Below are 18,612 nucleotides of genomic sequence, written 5' to 3' on the forward strand. Positions count from 1 at the left end.
TCTACTCCTTCATATCCAAGGGAATTTGCATGGTTAAAGTAGCCTTGGCCATCAGCTGCTGGCCATGGTAAACATGGACTTCAACATAGGCATGGCGTCGGCCCAAGGTCAAGATGCGGGGATGGATTTCCAAGGTACTATTCAGTTGCACCAGTCGCAAGTTGAGAAAATTTACACTTTCAATAATGGCTGTTTTTTGGACGACATCGGCAAAGTAGTGCTCAACCACTAATTGGATCACGCCCAACAGCAGTCCCGTTGATAGGGTGCCTAACTGGTTGGACATAGTGGCATCTGAAAGCATCCGGTAGCGGGGATTTTCCAGGCTATTATCGAGGCATTCTAACTTCTCTTCAAGCATAGACTCCAAACGACTATTGCGGTTGACCTGGTGCTGCTTATATTCTAGAGTCCGCAAGACATCTTGACGGGAAACAATCCCCAAGAGACGGTTGCTATCGTCCACTACCGGCAGGAGCTCCAGGCCATCCCATACCATCATGTGAGTGACACTAACCACACTCATAGAGAGCTTGGCTACCAAGGGATCGCCTGTCATGCAGGATTCAATGATTTCCTGGTTATCTCGACCAAGGAGGTCTTTAGCCGTGACAATCCCCTGCAATTCATGGTCCTTATTAACGACAGGGAAGCGGCTGTGGCTCGTTTTCTCATTGAGCTTGCGGTAGTCCTCGACATGGCTATCCGTAAAAAGATAGAAGGTCTTCTCAAAGGGAATAAAAATATCTTCAACTAAGACAATATCTTGCTGGATGGCCCGCTCAATCATGGCCTTATTGATGACCGTGGCGGTGGAATAGGTATCGAAGGCTACGCTCATAATAGGAATCTGCTTCTGGTTGGCCAGGTCAATATTAGCTTGGGAGGGTTGGAAGCCCCCGGTGATCAGGACGGCCATGCCATGCTCTAGGGCTACTCGCTGAATATCTTCCCGGTCCCCGACAATCATCAGGGCTTCAGGCCTGAGATAAGTCATGACTGCTTCCTCCTGCATAGCCCCTATAATGAATTTTGTGATTTCACCATCCAGACCCCTTTCCCCCCCATGGACCGTACAATCCGTCAAACGAACAATTTCACGGATTGTGAGCCGCTTGGTCTGATCATAGTCATAAGGTTCAATTCGAACCGTCCCTACCCGCTCCACCGTGCGAACAAGGTTTTGGTTTTCTGCCTCTTTGATTGCGCGATAGGCGGTACCATCGGATACCTTCAAATCACGAGCAATGCGCCGCACTGAAATCTTGGTATCAATCGGCAAATCACGAATATAATTCAATATTTGCTCATGCTTAGTCGTCATCTGTCTTCTCCTTTTTCTTTCCTTGCTTTTCTGGAGTTGGCGGCTTAAGGGGCAGGCTCAGGTTTTCAAAATCTTGGGCAGTGAGTTCGGACAAGCCCACCCCCAATAAACGGATTCCTTGGTCAACCTGGCCGTATTCCTCCCATAAGTCTTCAGCATGGAAGGCAATCTCTTCCGCATCATAGATAGGACGCTGTAAGGACCGCTGCCGGGTCATCGTAGCAAAATCTGGATAACGGAATTTGAGGGTCACCACCAGGCCGTGGAGTCCCTTGTCTTCAGCTGATTGGCTCACTTCAGCAGCTAGTCGTTGGAGCTGCTGGCGAACTTCATCATCATGGTAGAGGAAGGGATAGAGGGTGGTCTCCTTACTAATGGACTTCCGCTGACGTTTAACCCGGACGGGCCGGTCGTCCACCCCCCGAACCCGTTCATAGATCCGCAAGCCTAACTTGCCAAAGATTTCCAGGCATTCTTCCTGACTCAGGGCCCTCAAATCACTGCCCTGATGGACCCCACGTGCATGTAAGCGCTCGGCAGACTTCTTACCAATCCCATAAAAATCATCAACAGGCAGCTGGTCCAAAAAGGCCAAAGCCCGCTTAGGTGTAATGACAGTCATGCCCCCAGGTTTCCGGTAATCCGAAGCCAGCTTAGCGAGAAACTTATTATAGGATACCCCAATACTAGCGGTCAGCCGGAGCTCCTGGTAGATCGTCTCTTGGATATCCCGGGCCAGGTACATGGCATAGGGTTGCTTGACCTTATTCTCCGTCACATCGAGGAAGGCTTCATCGATCGACAAGGGCTCGATTAAGTCGGTATAGCGGGAGAAAATTTCCCGTACTTGAGCCGATACTTCCCGGTAGTAACTGTGGCGGGCAGGAACGAAGATGGCTTGGGGACAGAGGCGGTAGGCCTCTGCCGCACTCATCGCTGAATGAATCCCAAATTTACGGGCTTCATAACTAGCAGTCGCAACGACTCCCTTGCCACTATTCTCTTTGGGATGACGGGCGATTACAAGAGGTTTGCCCTGGTATCGGGGTTCATCGCGCTGCTCAATGGAAGCATAGAAAGCATCCATATCGACATGCAAAATTTTCCTGTCTGCTTGGATTTGGGGTTCTTCAAATTCTAGAATCCCAATGGTCCGCATAATCCTCCCCCCATTCCTCTCGCACGGGCTATAGCACTTCGACAAATATATTTTGACTAGCGCCGGCATTCAATCTTAGCTGGCTGTCCTGGTCTAAGTCTTTTAAGACGAGGTCATTACTATAAGATTCTCTCTCCATCAATTCATAAGCCTGGTTAATCTGCAAATTATGCTCATCCAAATAAGCTAGGAGCTGGTCATCATCTACCACCCGACGCACAATGAAAGAAGTTCCTAAGTCCAAATTGGCCAGGGCTTCCATCGCTTCATAGCTAGACTGTCCTTTTTGGTCTGGGATGGCGCCGCCATGCGGACAATATTTAGGGTAATCCAGATAGGCCTCCAAACGGTTGATGAAATCATCAGAAACATAATGTTCCAAGACCTCAGCCTCTGGATGTACCTCATCCCATGGATAGTGCAGTTTATCATGTAAGAAAACTTCCCAGAGCCGGTGCCGGCGAATAATTTGCGAGGCAAAATAAGAGCCCTCTTCAGTTAAGCGAACGCCCTGGTAAGGGGTATAGACAAGATAGCCTTCCGTCTGCAACTTGTTTAACATCTCAGTAACCGAAGCAGCAGAGACTTGGAGCGCTTGACTAATTTCCTTATTTGAGATATTACGGTCACCACCATCCAATTGGTAGATTGCTTTCATGTAATCATCTTTACTTCTAGACATAAGACCTCAATTCACTCCCTCAATTTTACGTTTTCATTTGGACCAGGCCATAATTACCTACCCTCTATTATACATGAAAATAATAATTTTCAGAATGATAGAAATTTCCCCTTGAAGAAAATATTTTTATAACAAAGCTAAGCCTGGATTGTCCTGAAGAAGGTCGCTAGGAATAAGACTCAGGCTCAGTCAGTTAAAACAAGAAAAAACAGGATTGCCAAATCACAATGATTTCCTTCTGGCATCCTGTTTTCGTCTATAAAAGATTCGAGATATCCATATCATCAAGCTTAGGAACCGACAGCGTGGACGCTTCCAAATAGGCGTAGTCGAAGTAGTCATTGGCTGTGAGCGCGTTCACAGCCTGACGTTTTTGACGAATACGTTTGGGTTTCTCCTTCTTCCAGGCATAAGTCGTAAAGTAGGCTTCAACATCCTGACTGCTAATTTCAGAATAACCTTCTTCTTGAAATTGCTTGGCCTTACGCTCGAAGGCTGCTTTCAGCCAGAAGCGTTCCCAGTCGCTAAGTGCGATGGCTTCCGCTAACGGCATCTCTTCCTAGTCCTCGTCTTGAGGATCCGCTTGACCTTCGCGCACTTCAAGTCCATCCTTTTCTTCTACTTGGTCCGCTTCTTGACTGGGGGCTTGTTCTTCATTGGCTTGGGCTTCGGCCGCATTGGAGATGGCAGCATTAGCCGCTGCAGTCCCTGCTGGATCAGCCTTCTGGGTCCGGGCAATGGATGAACGTTCAAAGACCAGAAGAACCCCTTCACAATCGAGGGTAATGGTATTCTTAACCTCATCAATTTCATCAATAATACCGTGGAGGCCACCAATTGTTACCGCATGGTCCCCCACACCCATTGAAGACAACATGTCCCGATGTTTCTCTTGACGTTTCTTTTGTGGGCGGATCATTAAGAAGTACATAATCCCACCAAAAACAATAAAGTATAACAGAAGACTCATCAAGCCTCCGCCTGATGCTGCAATATAGAATGAATTCATTTAAATTTGTCGCTCCTTCCAGTAATTAAGATTGAATACCTCTATTCTAACATAGGTCAGCGGGCAAAAGGCTGCTTAGTCCCTTAATTCTTAAAAGTTTTTAGGATTTTTTACATTTAGTCCATAAGCTTCAAAGAATTCTTCCTTGAAATCTAAGAGCCTATCTTCACGAATCGCCTGGCGGACTTGGGCCATGAGGTCGAGCAGGAAGTGAAGGTTATGAATCGAGGTCAAACGTAGACCGAAAGTTTCATCCGCCTTGAAGAGGTGGCGGACATAGGCCCGGCTAAAGTTCTGGCAGGTATAGCAAGAACAGTTCGGGTCAATCGGATTAAAGTCTCGCTGGTAAGGGGCATTCTTGACTACCAAACGTCCTTGGCTGGTCATGCAGGTCCCATTGCGGGCAATCCGTGTAGCCAAGACACAGTCAAACATATCGACCCCACGGATCACCCCTTCAATCAAGGCATCTGGGCTCCCTACCCCCATCAAGTAACGGGGTTTCCCTTCCGGCATCACGGGTGTCAGATAGTCTAAGACCTGGTACATGTCTTCCTTGGATTCTCCCACAGACAAACCACCAATCGAATAACCAGGGAAGTCTAAACTGATCATATCCTTAGCATGCTGCAAGCGCAGGTCTTTGTAGCCAGCTCCCTGGAGAATCCCGAAGAGGGCCTGGTCATCGGGTCGCTGGTGGGCTTTGAGCCCGCGCTCGGCCCAACGCGTGGTCCGCTCAATACTGTGTTTGACGTAGTCATAATCATGGTTAAAGTCTGGGCACTCATCCAAGGACATGATAATATCTGCCCCTAAATTATTTTCAATTTCAATGGCTTTTTCAGGACTCAAGAAGAGTTTCCGGCCATCGAGGTGGCTCTTGAAGTGGACCCCTTCTTCAGTTAATTTCCTACTATCACTTAAGGAGAAAACTTGGAAGCCTCCTGAGTCGGTCAGGATAGGCCGGTCCCAGTTCATGAATTGATGGAGACCCCCTGCTTCTTTCACGATATCATCCCCAGGACGCAACCAAAGATGGTAGGTATTGCTAAGGATGATTTGGGCATTCATAGCCTTTAATTCCTCTGGCGATAAACTTTTAACGGTAGCTAGAGTTCCTACTGGCATAAAGATGGGTGTTTCAATGATACCATGGGGGGTCTTAATTTCCCCTAGGCGGGCTCCCGTATGTTTTTCTTTTTTAATTAATCGGTATTCCAAAGCTGGCATGGGCTGGCATCCTTTCTATCCGTGCTAACGCCTGGCATTCATAGCTTGCAATCATCAGTCTATCCTACCATTTTTAGCTTGGGCCTGCAAGGTCTGACCATTCAAGCTAAAAAAGAAGAGCCTCTATCCGAGACTCTTCCTTGCGCCTAGGCGCTCATTAATCGATTGTAACGGCTTCTTTCACCATAGCCACTACTTCGTCGGCAGTGGTGGCTTCATTCAAGGCTTTGTCAGCTAAGGCTGCCATTTCCTTGGTATCTAATTCGGCCATCAAAGCCTTCGTTCTCAAGATACTTGAAGCTGACATAGAGAATTCATCTAAGCCCATACCAACGAGTAAGGGAGCGGCGATTTGGTCGCCAGCCATTTCCCCACACATGCCTGTCCATTTACCTTCTTTATGCGATGAATCGATGACATGTTTGATTAAGCGCAGGACAGAAGGGTTATATGGTTGGTAGAGATAGGACACATGTTCATTCATCCGGTCTGCTGCCATGGTGTATTGGATCAGGTCATTAGTCCCGATAGAGAAGAAGTCCACTTCCTTAGCGAATTGGTCAGCAAGGACAGCTGCCGCAGGAATTTCAATCATGATGCCCACTTCAATGTCTGAAGCGACTTCATGGCCTTCGCCTTCAAGCTCTTGGCGCACTTCTTCTAAGAAAGATTTGGCCTCGCGGAATTCTTGTAAGCTAGCGATCATTGGGAACATAATCTTCAAGTGACCATGGGCTGAGGCACGGAGTAAGGCCCGGAGTTGGGTGCGGAAGAGGTCCTTCTGGTCAAGGGCAATCCGGATAGCCCGGTAGCCCAAGAAGGGGTTCATCTCTTCTGGTAGGTCCATGTAAGGCAATTCCTTGTCCCCACCAATATCCATGGTCCGAATAACAACAGCCTTATCACCCATCGCTTCGAGTACCTTCTTGTATGACTCGTATTGGGCTTCTTCGGTTGGCATTTCATCAGAATCCATGTAGAGGAATTCCGTCCGGTAGAGGCCAATCCCTTCTGCCCCATTATCGAGGGCCCCATCCACGTCTTTAGGGGTCCCAATATTAGCGCAGAGTTCAAAGTGCTGGCCATCCTTAGTAACGGTTTCAGCATCTTTCAAGAGTGCCCATTGTTTACGCTTCTCTTCGAAGGCAGCTGCCTTCTTACGGTAAGTTGCAAGTTCTTCTTCACTTGGGTTAACCAGAACTTCCCCATCCAAGCCATCGATGACAACAATATCGCCGTCATTGACTGACTGGGAAATCTTAGCCGTCCCTACCACAGCAGGAATTTCTAAGGACCGCGCCATGATAGCCGAGTGGGAGGTCCGGCCTCCAATATCGGTTGCGAAACCAAGGACATATTGCTTGTTCAACTGAGCCGTATCAGAAGGCGTCAAGTCACGAGCAATCACGATGGCTTCTTCATCGATAGTTGCTGCATTAGGGATATTCACGCCTAATAATTTGGCTAAGATACGGTTAGAGACGTCGCGCACGTCCGCTGCCCGTTCTTGCATATAGGCATTATCTACCATGGCTTCAAAAGTTTGGATAAAGAAGTCTGCCACTTGACGTAGGGCCGCTTCAGCATTGACTTGGTCGCTCTCAATCTTAGCTGTAATCTGCCCGTTAAATTCAGGGTCATCGATCATCTGTAAGTGAGCGTCAAAGACAGCTGCTGCTTCTGGTCCGACATTTTCTAATGCCGATTCATAGACTTTTTCAATTTCTTGACGGGCTTCTAAACGAGCCGCTTCAAAGCGCTGCTGTTCGGCTTTGACATCTTCAATCGTTTTTTCTTCGAAACTTAAGTCTGGTTCAGCTAGTGAGTAGGCCTTGGCAATTGCAATCCCATCACTTGCTGCAATACCTGTTAATTGTAAGGTCATAGGTCCTCCTTAGTTTAAAGCTTATTAATGCGTTTACATATCTATTCTACTATATCTTTCGATAAAATCCCATAGGAATTACTTAGCTTTTTGGTCGCGTTTGAGGAAGAAGTTTAAGAGTAAAGCTCCTACTACAGAACCAACCAACCAAGCAATCACATATTGAACAGGGTTTGTCACCCCATTGGTCAATACGGCAAAGATCCCACCGTGTGGCACATAGCTGACACAGTTAAAGAACATGCTCAAGGCACCAGCCACTCCGGCTCCGATTGCTAGGGAAGGAATAACGCGGACTGGATTAGAGGCAGCGAAAGGAATGGCACCTTCCGTAATGAAGGCAGCCCCCATGACATAGTTGACCATAGCTGAATTACGTTGGGCTTCTGGCCATAATTTACGGTTTAAAGTAGCTGAGATTGCAATCGCCATTGGAGGCACCATCCCCCCAACCATAACCGCAGCCATCACATCAGAACCTGCTCCGTTAGCTTGGGTCACTAGGGCTGTCCCTGTCACATAAGCTGCCTTATTCAAAGGACCACCCATATCGATTGACATCATGGCACCTACGATAAAGCCTAAGACGACACCTAATTCACTAGGAATTGACGCTAGGCCGTTGGTTAAACCATTCATGATCATGCCCATTGGTTTATTGATGACAAAGAACATGGCTAAGCCCATAAGCAGGACACCAAAGAGTGGGTAGATGAAGATTGGCTTCATCCCTTCCAGAGACTTAGGCAACCAAGCAAAGGCTTTCTTCAAGAGCCAGATAATACCGCCAGCTAAGAAACCAGCGACAAGTGCGCCAAGGAAACCAGAAGGCGCAGCTGTGGCGAAGTAGCCCTCTTGGTTAAAGGCCGTTAAAATACCAGGATTTGCAAAGACGCCCCCCATGGCTCCGACTACTAAGCCTGGTGTATCCGCGATGGATTGGCCGATGAAACCTGCTAATACGGGTAGCATCATAGCAAAGGCCAGGCCCCCTAGGGTATTTAAGAAGTGGGCCATCTCGTTAAAGCTTGGGTCTGCTGGGTTAGCAGAATTAATTCCCCAGAAGAAGGAGATAGCAATAAGCATCCCACCTGCAACAACGAAAGGCAGCATATGGGAAACCCCATTCATCAAGTGCTTGTAGATTTGACGTCCCAAGGATTCGCTGCTTGAGTCTTCCTCTTCTTCATGGCTAGATTCACTGGCATGGAAGGTCTTTGCCTCCCCTTCAGCAGCTTGACGAATCAATTCATCCGCCATATTAATCCCATCAGCTACCTTGCGGAAGATAACAGGCTTGCCATCGAAACGGTTAATTTCTACTTTACGGTCAGCTGCCACAATGATGGCTGTTGCTGCATCAATATCAGCCTTGGTCAAACGGTGGTTCACCCCGCCTTGGCCGTTGGTTTCAACCTTGATCTTATACCCTGCTTTGTCAGCAGCTTGTTTTAATTTTTCTTCAGCCATATAGGTATGGGCAATCCCGGTTGGACAAGCCGTAACCGCTAAGATGTAAACATCGTCGTCAGCAACAGCTGGCGCTGCCTCTACTTCTTCTTCCTCAGTTTCTTCCTCTTTATCAGGGTCAAACTGATCCATGATAGCGACCACATCAGCCGTAGATTCTGCCTCAAGCAAGGCCGCCTTAGCTTCAGGCTTCATCAAAACACCAGATAATTTAGAGAGGGCTTGTAAGTGCTCATTGCCTTCCCCTTCAGGTGCAGCGATCATAAAGATTAATTTAGCGGGTTGACCATCCATGGACTCCCATTCGATCCCTTCCTTGCTCCGGCCAAAGATAACGGCTGCTTGTTTAATGGAAGGATGTTGGGCATGCGGAATCGCAATTTCATCGCCCACACCCGTGGTTGACATCTCTTCGCGGGCTTCCAATTTAGCCACATACTCATCAACATCTGTCACACCACCCGCTTGGGCAAAATTCGCTGCTAGGTGTTTGAGTGTGTCTGTCTTCGTTGTTGTCTGTAAATCCAAGTCCATTGCGTCTTGGATGAATAAATCTGCTAATGCCATAAATAACTCCCCTCAGATGCTTCTATTTAATTTGATTGACATTAATTTCTTCGTATAGGGCATAAACCTTGTCAGCTGTTGCAATCCCTGCGGAATAGGTAGTGGCAGAACCTGACGCTGCCCCTTGTTTTAGACTCTGGGCATAGTCTTCGGTCTCTAAGTACTTAGCCATGAAGCCTGCCAGCATGGAATCGCCAGCTCCAGTCGGGTTGACCACTTGGCCATCCGGCACATCAGACTGGTAAACCTCGCCGTTAGCTGCGACTAGGAGGGCTCCCTTAGCCCCTAAGGAGACGAGGACATTCTCTGCCCCTTCTTCTTGCAGCTTCTTGGCGTAGTGGATGATGTCCTCAACACTTTCAATCTTGACCTTGAAGATTTCACTCAACTCTTCATTATTGGGTTTAATAATGAAAGGTTTGGAAGCAAGGCAAGCTCTTAGAAGGTCACGGTTCGTATCTAAGACGAAGCGTGCTCCCTTATCCAGGCAGATATCAGCAATCTGCTTGAAGTCATCAGCGGTCATGCCAGGGGCCTTGTTCCCCATTAAGAAGACCACATCACCTGCTTGGAGTTCTCTGGTAAAGAAAGCTGCCAGTTCCTCCCTTTTGGCTGGTGGAATTTGTGGGCCTTCGCCATTGACCTCAGTCGCTGTTGCCTGGCGAGTATTGATCTTAGCATTGATCCGGGTAAAACCATCAACCTCAATAAAGTAAGGATCGATGCCTTCAGCCTGGAGCTCATCTTTGATGAACTGACCGGTAAAGCCACCTAGGAAGCCAGTCGCCCGGTTCTCGTGACCCAAGCGGCGCAGAAGAATCGAGGCATTGACCCCCTTACCTCCAGCCACAAAGCTCTCTTCAGCTGAGCGGTTCAATCCGCCTTCAACTAATTGATCTAACTGGTAGACCATGTCGACGGCCGGATTGAAAGTAATTGTGTAAATCATCCCTTCACCTCTCTTAAGTTAATTTGTTCGCTACATTGTTGCTTGAGCTCGGGGCTCAACTCAGTCGTTATCACAATTCCGGTATCCGCATCAGCCACCTTGGCAAAGGACATCTTATCCAACTTGCTGCTGTCAGCGAGGAAATAGACCTGGCCACCCTGGCTGATGGCTTGTTGCTTAATATTAGCTTCCTCAACATCAGGCGTGGTCATCCCAAAATTGGGATGGATGGCATTGATTCCCATAAAGACCTTGTTAAAGTGATAATTAGCAAGTTGCTGAAAAGCTTGGGAACCGACTACAGCCCGCGTGTTCTTCTTCAAGTGGCCACCTAACATGATGGTATCAATTGCCTGAGCATTCAAGGCCATAGCCTGTTCAATGCCGTTAGTGACAACCAAGATATCTAATCCCGCGAGGTGTGGCACCATTTGCAGGGTAGTGGTCCCGGCATCTAAATAAATAATATCCTTAGCTTGAACCAGGGCGGCAGCTGCTTTAGCAATTGCTTCTTTGTCTTCGATATGTTGGCTTAACTTCTCATCGAGTGACTTCTCATTATCCAACGAATAATGCCGTCTTGCACCACCATGGACACGAGTTAGCTTACCTTCATCTTCTAAAGTTGACAAGTCGCGGCGGATTGTCGCCTCAGAAGCCCCGAGTTCATCAACCAAATTCGTTACCTTGACTAGGGCTTCTTTCTTGAGCATCTCAACTATGAGTTGCCTTCTTTCTGTCGCAAGCGTTTTCAACACCCCCTCTCATTTAATAGAATACCATGTTTTAACTAGCGTTTCAATCACTTTCGATCATATTCGATCACTTTTTTTGATAATGAAGGTCCGAACTAATCAATTATGGTCATCGTCAATCATTCCTCATTCGGATGCAAAAGAAAATGATGAAAAAAAGAGACTGTAACTTTCAGTCTCCTTGTGAATATTATCAACAAATTATTTTCAAACTTTGCCAAGCTCCCTTAATCCAAGTCAGAAGGAGCTATCGCACAAGCTCTTATTTCAAGTGGTAGGAGAGGAAGTCTTTCACACACTGGCTAAAGAGCTTAGGATGTGAGAGAAAGGGACTGTGGCCTGCCCCAGGAAGCATGCGAAAGGCCTGTTGGGGCGCACGAACCTGGTCAAAGAAATCAAAAACCTGACCTAAAGGGGCCTGCCAGTCCAAGGCTCCTGAAATTAAGAGCAGGGGGACTTCTAAACGCTCAATCGTGGACAAATCCATCTTCTGTGCCTCTTCCATCAGGTCCGCTTGGATTTGGGTAAAGCGCTGCGTTTGGCAAGCAATCAGCCCGTACCAACGCAGGTCAGCCCAGTTGAGGTCCGGCGAGGTCAAAACTTGCCATACGAGCCTGGCTTGGTCCCTCAACGAGATTGTCCGCAGGTAATTTTGAGCCAAGCGTTCAACTGCTAGGTAATTTTTTGCCTCGATGTAACGCGACTGCAGGGCGTGACGGGTGGCCTGCTTAGCCTGGCTTAGATAAGCTAGGGCTCGGCGGTCAGCCAGACGGTTCATCTGCCCCTCAACCAAATCCAAAATAAGGAAATCGCCGGCGATCATATCCGTAATTTGACTGACTCCAACATAGGCCCAGAGTTTTTCTGGATGGGACTTAGCATAGCGCAGGCCCAGCATAGAGCCAAAAGAATGCCCGAGTAAGACAACTTTTTTCTTGCCATAGCGCTGGCAGACTTGGTCCACCAAATCATCCAAACTCGCTTCCAATTCTTGGAAGCTAGGCCCCTCTTGGCTTCTGTCTGGATTGAAATAATAAGACCGGCCCGAACCAGCTTGGGTCCAATAACAGATGATAAAGTCTTTGGCTAAACGCTGCTGGTAGCTATAGCTAAGTGCTGGATTGGGGACGCCCGGACCACCATGGAGCCAAATCAAGAGAGGCTTGCTTCGATCCTGGCCCCGCACCTGGACCGCTTGCCGGTAAGCCCGGGGCCCCAAAGCAAGAACCAGGTCCTCCGCTAGGTCATAGCGGTAAAGCCGGGCTTTGATCGCCCGGCAGAGCAAGAGGGCAAGAAGGCTTAGCGCGATAACAAACAGGAAAATGGTCATTAGACAACTCCTTTATTATCCTTAGCCTAGGCTTGGTAGCGGCATTCTCCCTTAAGATAAGTGGCCTGGAGCTCTAAGTTTTCATCCAAGAGAATAAAGTCAGCGTCCATTCCTGCTTTAATCTGTCCACAAAGATTCTCCAAGCCTAGTGACTTGGCTGGATAGTAAGAAGCCATCCGGACAGCTTCAGGGAGGGAAGCCAAGCCCCATTCAACCACGTGCTTGACAGCTGTTTTTAATTCCAGAATAGAACCGGCCAAATTGCCCCCTTCTTTCAAGCGGGCAGCACCGTCCTTGACAATAACCTCAAATTCACCGAGCTTAGACGGCCCTTCAGCGAGGCCACCTGCCCGCATACAATCCGTGACAAGGAGGGTTTCTTGGCTCCCTCTCTGGTCGACTAAGATTTGAGCAGCGCGTGGATGGACATGGTAACCGTCACAGATCAATTCAGCATAGACTTCCTTCAAGCTGAGAGCCGCTCCAACCATACCAGGTTCACGGTGGTGGAGGCCCGACATGCCATTATAGGTATGGACGAAGAAATCAGCCCCGGCTTCATAGCAGGCCTTGGCTTGGTCATAGCTCGCATTCGAGTGGCCCATCCCCACATGGACGCCAAGGGCTTTGGCCGCCTTGACAAAGTCGACAGCCCCCTCCCTTTCTGGCGCAATACCAATCCGGTTAACCAGGCCTTGGGAAAGCTTCCGCCAAGTCTTCAGTTGGTCAATTTCTGGGTCCAACATATAATTTGGATTCTGTGCTCCCTTGTACTTCTCAGTAAAGAATGGCCCCTCTAAGAAAATTCCTTGGACCTTAGCGCCCCTTAGTTGAGGCGCCTTTTCGCCAACCATCTGGCAAACTTGGTTGAGCTCTTCCGTCGGTGCAGTCAAGGTCGTTGGCAACCAAGAGGTCACCCCACAGCTCAATAGGCCTTCCGCAATGGCTGCCAGACCTTCAGGATCTGCATCCATGACATCATGGCCTAAGAAGCCATGGATATGAAGGTCAAAGAGACCAGGAGCTAGGGTGACTGCGCCCAAGTCGACATAATCGCGGCCTGGCTCAAGTTCGTCATACACCCCTACAAATTTTCCATCCGCCACTTCAACATAGGCATCCTCTAATTCGTCATGACTTAAGATAACCTGCTTGGCCTTATAAATTTCTGACATCACTACTCATTCCTTTCTCATCACTGCCCAGAACAATCGAAACCGTTACAGGCTCTTATTGACCCTATTTTACTCTGTCCCCCTAGAAATTCAAGCCTCTTTCGCTAAGGCAAATCCTCCTAATAAGATAGAATGAAAGTTTTTTCAAGCTCATTCATGGTAAAATAGGACTAAAGCTTTAAATAGAAAGAAGGACTTAGACATGCCCTACCAAGTATATGCCGACAAAGAAAGCGCTTCTCAAGCTGTTTTTGAACGCTTTAAGGAAGAACTGACTGCCAATCCACAGAGTGTTTTTGGTTTAGCTACCGGGTCAACACCTGAGAAACTCTACCAACTTCTCAGAGAATCTGATCTTGATTTCAGCCAAGCCACTTCCATTAACCTGGATGAATACTATGGCCTAGCTGCTGACCATCCCCAATCCTACCATTACTTCATGCACAAAGAACTCTTTGACGCTAAGCCTTTCTCAGCCTCTTACCTCCCCGATGGTTCTACGGAGGATCCCCAAGCTGAGGTCAAAACTTATGAAGCTATTATTGACCAACATCCTATCCAGGTCCAAATCTTAGGGATTGGCCATAATGGACATATTGGCTTTAATGAACCTGGCTCTTCCTTCGACAGTTTAACCCGCCTGGTTGACCTTACCCAATCGACCATCGAAGCCAACCAACGTTTCTTCGACAGCATTGAGGAGGTTCCCACCCAGGCTTTGAGTATGGGGATTGCAAGCATTATGAAGGCAGACCAGATTATCCTCTTAGCCTTCGGTGAAGAAAAAGCAAAAATCGTCCAAGCGGCCCTAGAAGGCCCAGTGACAGAGGAAGTGCCTGCTAGTGTCCTCCAAAACCACCCCAATGCCATCTTCATCCTCGACCAAGCCGCTGCTAAATATTTGAAATAAACTAAGTGCTTAAAAGGCACCCAGTCCAAAATGACTGGGCGCCTTTTTTGCTAGCAAATAATTCTATTCGACCCAGCGGGCGCCCTCTTCATCGAGGTCTAAGACACGAACCTGGGCATCTTCAATGTCGCGGCGGAGCAAAGCAGCCAAGGCTTCCGCATTCTCCTTGTGAGCCAGGGTCATGATCGTTGGCCCTGCACCACTTAAATAGGTGCCGTATACTCCGGGCTGTCCAAGCAAGTCCTGGCGCACCTGCTTAAGCTCGGGAACTAAGGGACTGCGATAAGTCTCATGCAGGAGGTCCATTTCCATCAAATGGCCGGCTTCTTCCAATTCGCCGACAGCCAGCTTACTGGCTAGGACATTGCCAATGCCGTTGGCTCGAACCGCTTGGGCAAAGTCTAAACTTTCAGGCAGTACAGCTCTCGCCTGGCTGGTTAGGAGCTGCTTATTGGGAATGGTTACCACAAAAGCAATATGGGGGAAGGTGTGCTTGGTCCACAAGACCCGGTCAGCTTCCAAGGCCACACCAATGACCAAGCCCCCTGCTAGGGCTGGGGCGACATTATCTGGATGGCCCTCAATGGCGTTGGCCATGTTAATCTTCTCTTCCTCCGACCAGCCCTTATGGCTTAAGCGATCAGCTAGTTCAATACCAGCGATGATTGCACTAGAGCTAGAACCTAGACCACGGGCTGAGGGAATGTCAGAAGTCATCCGCAGCTTGTGGGCGGGGGTTTCAGGAGCCAGTTTTTGGATGGTTTGAATGATTAGATTATCCTCTCCATGAGGAATATCTTCTCCCAAATCATGGTCAATCCACCAATGATCGGAGGCTTCTAGAATATCGATTCTTAAATAGAGGCTCACCGCCACGCCAATGGAATCAAAACCTGGGCCCAGGTTAGCTGAGGTAGCGGGGACAAGTAAATGTGTCATCGTCTGCCTCCTAGTCTAAAACATTGTAAGAAGCGGCACATGCCATCTGCTCCGCAGCCTCAACCAGTTCGAGCAAGTGGGCTTTCTCTGCCATGGTCATGAGATCTGTCACCACAACTACTTCCGCTTCCTCGCTCTCGCTAGGCAGTTGGAGGACATGGGCCAGACTAATATTAGCCTTGGCAAAGAGTTCAGTTAAGCGGGCAAAGGCGCCTGTTTGGTTGACCAGTTTAAAGCGGAAGAAGGCCCGACCTGTCACATCCTCGGCTGCTAACCAGCTACTTTCCCGACTAAAGCGGGCGAAAGGCGCTCCCACCGTACTCTCATTCATATTGCGACCAATGGCGATAATATCAGCTACGACAGCGGAACCAGTTGGCAAGGCGCCGGCACCGGCCCCATAGAACATCAATTCACCACTCGCCTGACCCACCGTATAAACCGCATTCATTTCCGCATTAACCGTCGCTAGGGGATGGCTATCAGGAACTAGGGTTGGAGCCACTTCGGCATAGACTTGGCCATCCTGGCAGCTAGTTGACCCTAGCAATTTAATGGTATAACCGAGCTGTTTGGCCACTTGGATATCCGCTTGCTTAATTTGGCTAATCCCTTGAATAGGAAGCTCATCCAGGCTGATTTCTGCTCCAAAAGCCATCTTGGTAAGGATAACGACCTTACGTGCCGCATCCAGGCCTTCCACATCAGCCGTTGGGTCAGCTTCAGCGAAGCCGAGTTCTTGTGCATCCTTCAAGACAGCAGCATAGTCTGCCCCCTCCTGGGTCATCCGGCTTAAGATATAATTGGTGGTGCCATTTAAGATGCCTCGTACTTGAACTAATTCATCTCCGACAAGGGAGTTGGATAAGGCACGGAGGATAGGGATACCGCCAGCCACTGCTGCTTCATAGTAAAGATCCAGACCCTTCTCCTGGGCTAGGCGGCTAAGGCTTGCCCCGTGAACAGCAATCAAGTCCTTGTTGGCTGTCACGACATGCTTACCAGCCTTGAGAGCAGCTTCGATACACTGCTTAGGGAAGTCGATGCCCCCCATTAATTCAGCCACAATGGCAATCTCAGGATCAGACAGGATGTCATCAATCGATTCTGTCAGAGGAATTTGGTCAGCTAGTGGGCCAGAGACATCAGCCACTGATTTAACGAGAGCTGCCTTAACCACGACTTCTTTGCCGAGGATACGCTTTAATTTGTCCTGATGGTCGAGCAGGATTTCTGCTGTTCCTCCCCCTACAGTACCTAAACCTAATAATCCAATATATAACTTATCCATCTTTTAGTCCTCCTCTTTCTCTGATTTAGAAGTGAGCTGCGCTTGGTCATAGGCCTCGAGCTCAGCCTGAGCATAGTGCACGTCCCCTAAATAGTCTTCTTTTTTCCCATTAACCTTCATAAAACATTCATCGCCCTTACCAGCTAAGAGGACGACATTGGCCACTTGGTCTGCGCCTGCTTCAACAAATGCCTGGTGGATTGCCTGGGGCCGGTCCAAAATAACCCTGGCCTGCCCACCTGCCTCTACAACATGCTGGTAGAGGGTTTGACAGATTGCTTCCACGGACTCCGTATCCGGATCGTCCATCGTCAAATAAATCGCATCGGCTTCCTTAGCCGCGACCTGAGGCAAGTCTTCCCGCCGGCCAATCCCGCGATTTCCGGGCGCTCCAAACACAATCCGATAACGATGCTTGGGGAACATCTGCTTGGACGCATGGAAAAGCTGTTCAAAGCTCAAGAGATTATGGGCAAAATCCACAATGGCCTTGACATGGCCATCCGCTGAATGGAAGACCTCCATCCGGCCAGGGGCTTTAATCTGGGCCAAGGCCTGGTTGATTAGCCTATAAGAAAGCCCGTAATGACGAGCAATCGCGATAGCAACTAAGGCATTCTCTACATTGAAGCTGCCCTGCATGCTCATCGTCATCTCTTGCTGGCCTTCAGGGTCATGCAAGGTAAACGTCTGGCCACCAGCTTGGGCCTTAATCGCTGTCGCATAATAGTCCGCACTCGTATCTGTAAGGCTTACCGTAATAATAGATTCAACGCTTGGGCTGTCCTGGGCAGCTTTCAGAATTCGGTCATAGTGATCGCTGTCCTTGACGAGCACCGCACACTTGGCTTGGTCGAAGATTTTAAGTTTGCTTTGGAAATAATCTTCAAAAGTCGGATGCTCATTAGGACTGATATGGTCTCTGGAAATATTTAAGAAAGCAGCCACATCAAAAACCACTTGGTCCACCCGGCGGTATTTTAAAGCCTGGCTAGAGACTTCCATGGTCATGAAGGCACGTTGGCTCTGCCGAGCATGGTCAAAGTGCCTAAACAAGGGCAGGGATTCAGGGGTCGTTAGCTGAGAAGCCCCGCTGTCGATACCATCATCGAAACGGTTAGAGGAGAGAAAGGCGGTTGGCGCTTGGCCTTTCTCCTCCTGGTAAGCATCGAGCATGGCATGGAGATAGGCGGTCGTTGTGGTCTTACCCTTGGTCCCTGTAATCCCGATCAGTTCAAAGGCTCGGTAGGGCGAATCATAGAAGGCATCAGCTAGCAGGGGCATGACCCGGCGGATATCGCGTACCTGGCAGTAGGGAAGGTCAACTTGAGGATAAATCGCTTCCCCCAGATAAGCAATTGCTCCCTTAGCCTTAGCCTGGTCAAGAAACTTTGGATCAAACTGGGCCCCCTTGCAAAAGAACAAGCAACCTGGCTCAACTTCCCTAGAATCATAGCTCAGCTGCTTAACTTCTAGGTCCCCTGGCCAATTCATATCCACGATTTCATTTGCTTTTGCTAATAGCTCTGCTAGACTATCCAATTTATTTGCTTTCACTACAGCTCTTCACCCTTCCTATTCGCTTCAAAAAAAGAGCCGTGCTAAACACGACCCAGCGCCTCAGCAACACCGTGCTGATTATCGGATTTCGTCTTATTGCAACAATTCAAAGATTTCAATGGCGACTAAATCAATATCGTCAAATTGGAAACTTTCATTAATTGTATGGTCTTGCAATTCGAAGCTCTCAGTTTCGCGATCATAGCGAACTTGACAACGTTCTTGCCCTTCAAATTCGAAGCGTCTTACCTCAATCTCAGAATCATCTGCCGTCATGGCTTCTAAACGGTTAAGAATTGCTTGTAATTGTGATGTTTTCATCAGAAAACTCCTTTCACTATATCCAAAATTACCTTATCAGACATAAAGTAACTTAG

The 18,612-nt window shown here is 48.4% G+C and carries 17 protein-coding genes; 1 reads left to right on the plus strand and 16 read right to left on the minus strand.

From position 1 onward, the window contains the following. Window position 1: 1 nt before the first annotated feature. From F6I03_RS02670 to nagA, 12 genes are all read right to left on the minus strand, one after another. Complete coding sequence (locus F6I03_RS02670; protein WP_070430263.1) at window positions 2-1,324, minus strand: DRTGG domain-containing protein; 1,323 nt, start codon at window positions 1,322-1,324, stop codon at window positions 2-4. Further along, a complete protein-coding gene (gene dinB, locus F6I03_RS02675; RefSeq protein ID WP_070430264.1) occupies window positions 1,314-2,483 on the minus strand; it encodes a DNA polymerase IV in 1,170 nt (389 codons plus the stop codon). The genes F6I03_RS02670 and dinB overlap by 11 nt, the downstream gene beginning before the upstream one ends. 28 nt (window positions 2,484-2,511) lie before the next feature. Further along, window positions 2,512-3,165 carry a metal-dependent transcriptional regulator gene (locus F6I03_RS02680; RefSeq protein ID WP_070430265.1) on the minus strand — a complete coding sequence of 218 codons (654 nt, stop codon included), beginning with the start codon at window positions 3,163-3,165 and terminating at the stop codon, window positions 2,512-2,514. Window positions 3,166-3,421: 256 nt separating this feature from the next. Continuing rightward, window positions 3,422-3,718, minus strand: a complete 297-nt coding sequence (locus F6I03_RS02685) for a post-transcriptional regulator (RefSeq protein ID WP_083290490.1) — start codon at window positions 3,716-3,718, stop codon at window positions 3,422-3,424. Between the two features lie 6 nt (window positions 3,719-3,724). Further along, complete coding sequence (gene yajC, locus F6I03_RS02690) at window positions 3,725-4,174, minus strand: preprotein translocase subunit YajC (RefSeq protein ID WP_070430266.1); 450 nt, start codon at window positions 4,172-4,174, stop codon at window positions 3,725-3,727. A gap of 90 nt (window positions 4,175-4,264) precedes the next feature. After that, window positions 4,265-5,404, minus strand: a complete 1,140-nt coding sequence (gene tgt / locus F6I03_RS02695; RefSeq protein WP_070430267.1) for a tRNA guanosine(34) transglycosylase Tgt — start codon at window positions 5,402-5,404, stop codon at window positions 4,265-4,267. Between the two features lie 157 nt (window positions 5,405-5,561). After that, the gene (gene ptsP / locus F6I03_RS02700; protein ID WP_070430268.1) at window positions 5,562-7,289 is read right to left on the minus strand and encodes a phosphoenolpyruvate--protein phosphotransferase; all 1,728 of its coding nucleotides are present in this window, start codon (window positions 7,287-7,289) and stop codon (window positions 5,562-5,564) included. 78 nt (window positions 7,290-7,367) lie between these two features. After that, window positions 7,368-9,326 (minus strand): fructose-specific PTS transporter subunit EIIC, encoded by a 1,959-nt coding sequence (locus F6I03_RS02705; protein WP_070430269.1) that lies wholly within the window; start codon window positions 9,324-9,326, stop codon window positions 7,368-7,370. A gap of 22 nt (window positions 9,327-9,348) precedes the next feature. Beyond that, window positions 9,349-10,275, minus strand: coding sequence for a 1-phosphofructokinase (pfkB, locus tag F6I03_RS02710; protein ID WP_070430270.1), 927 nt, complete (start codon window positions 10,273-10,275; stop codon window positions 9,349-9,351). Beyond that, window positions 10,272-11,030, minus strand: a complete 759-nt coding sequence (locus F6I03_RS02715) for a DeoR/GlpR family DNA-binding transcription regulator (protein ID WP_141752296.1) — start codon at window positions 11,028-11,030, stop codon at window positions 10,272-10,274. Before F6I03_RS02715 ends, pfkB begins: the two co-directional genes overlap by 4 nt. Before the next feature lie 262 nt (window positions 11,031-11,292). Beyond that, window positions 11,293-12,360, minus strand: a complete 1,068-nt coding sequence (locus F6I03_RS02720) for an alpha/beta fold hydrolase (RefSeq protein ID WP_070430272.1) — start codon at window positions 12,358-12,360, stop codon at window positions 11,293-11,295. Between the two features lie 26 nt (window positions 12,361-12,386). Continuing rightward, window positions 12,387-13,535 (minus strand): N-acetylglucosamine-6-phosphate deacetylase, encoded by a 1,149-nt coding sequence (gene nagA / locus F6I03_RS02725; protein ID WP_070430273.1) that lies wholly within the window; start codon window positions 13,533-13,535, stop codon window positions 12,387-12,389. Between the two features lie 202 nt (window positions 13,536-13,737). Between nagA and nagB the strand changes: the two genes are divergently transcribed. Then, window positions 13,738-14,445 (plus strand): glucosamine-6-phosphate deaminase, encoded by a 708-nt coding sequence (nagB, locus tag F6I03_RS02730; RefSeq protein WP_070430274.1) that lies wholly within the window; start codon window positions 13,738-13,740, stop codon window positions 14,443-14,445. 63 nt (window positions 14,446-14,508) lie between these two features. On the opposite strand, the gene thrB is transcribed toward nagB, so the two are convergent. From thrB to F6I03_RS02750, 4 genes are all read right to left on the minus strand, one after another. Continuing rightward, a complete protein-coding gene (gene thrB, locus F6I03_RS02735) occupies window positions 14,509-15,384 on the minus strand; it encodes a homoserine kinase (RefSeq protein ID WP_070430275.1) in 876 nt (291 codons plus the stop codon). Between the two features lie 10 nt (window positions 15,385-15,394). Next, window positions 15,395-16,675: a homoserine dehydrogenase gene (locus F6I03_RS02740; RefSeq protein ID WP_070430276.1), complete on the minus strand. Its 1,281-nt coding sequence runs from the start codon at window positions 16,673-16,675 to the stop codon at window positions 15,395-15,397. A 3-nt stretch (window positions 16,676-16,678) separates the two neighbouring features. After that, window positions 16,679-18,232, minus strand: coding sequence for a Mur ligase family protein (locus F6I03_RS02745; RefSeq protein ID WP_070430277.1), 1,554 nt, complete (start codon window positions 18,230-18,232; stop codon window positions 16,679-16,681). A 96-nt stretch (window positions 18,233-18,328) separates the two neighbouring features. Next, complete coding sequence (locus F6I03_RS02750; protein WP_070430278.1) at window positions 18,329-18,556, minus strand: YkuJ family protein; 228 nt, start codon at window positions 18,554-18,556, stop codon at window positions 18,329-18,331. Window positions 18,557-18,612: the final 56 nt, after the last annotated feature.

The sequence above is a fragment of the Aerococcus sanguinicola genome, assembly GCF_008726925.1.
Classification (GTDB): Bacteria; Bacillota; Bacilli; order Lactobacillales; family Aerococcaceae; genus Aerococcus.

Coding starts and splice junctions, on each gene's coding strand:
- F6I03_RS02670 (WP_070430263.1), bottom strand. CDS start 1,324: ATGACGACTAAGCATGAGCAAATATTGAATTATATTCGTGATTTGCCG.
- dinB (WP_070430264.1), bottom strand. CDS start 2,483: ATGCGGACCATTGGGATTCTAGAATTTGAAGAACCCCAAATCCAAGCA.
- F6I03_RS02680 (WP_070430265.1), bottom strand. CDS start 3,165: ATGTCTAGAAGTAAAGATGATTACATGAAAGCAATCTACCAATTGGAT.
- F6I03_RS02685 (WP_083290490.1), bottom strand. CDS start 3,718: ATGCCGTTAGCGGAAGCCATCGCACTTAGCGACTGGGAACGCTTCTGG.
- yajC (WP_070430266.1), bottom strand. CDS start 4,174: ATGAATTCATTCTATATTGCAGCATCAGGCGGAGGCTTGATGAGTCTT.
- tgt (WP_070430267.1), bottom strand. CDS start 5,404: ATGCCAGCTTTGGAATACCGATTAATTAAAAAAGAAAAACATACGGGA.
- ptsP (WP_070430268.1), bottom strand. CDS start 7,289: ATGACCTTACAATTAACAGGTATTGCAGCAAGTGATGGGATTGCAATT.
- F6I03_RS02705 (WP_070430269.1), bottom strand. CDS start 9,326: ATGGCATTAGCAGATTTATTCATCCAAGACGCAATGGACTTGGATTTA.
- pfkB (WP_070430270.1), bottom strand. CDS start 10,275: ATGATTTACACAATTACTTTCAATCCGGCCGTCGACATGGTCTACCAG.
- F6I03_RS02720 (WP_070430272.1), bottom strand. CDS start 12,360: ATGACCATTTTCCTGTTTGTTATCGCGCTAAGCCTTCTTGCCCTCTTG.
- nagA (WP_070430273.1), bottom strand. CDS start 13,535: ATGTCAGAAATTTATAAGGCCAAGCAGGTTATCTTAAGTCATGACGAA.
- nagB (WP_070430274.1), top strand. CDS start 13,738: ATGCCCTACCAAGTATATGCCGACAAAGAAAGCGCTTCTCAAGCTGTT.
- thrB (WP_070430275.1), bottom strand. CDS start 15,384: ATGACACATTTACTTGTCCCCGCTACCTCAGCTAACCTGGGCCCAGGT.
- F6I03_RS02740 (WP_070430276.1), bottom strand. CDS start 16,675: ATGGATAAGTTATATATTGGATTATTAGGTTTAGGTACTGTAGGGGGA.
- F6I03_RS02750 (WP_070430278.1), bottom strand. CDS start 18,556: ATGAAAACATCACAATTACAAGCAATTCTTAACCGTTTAGAAGCCATG.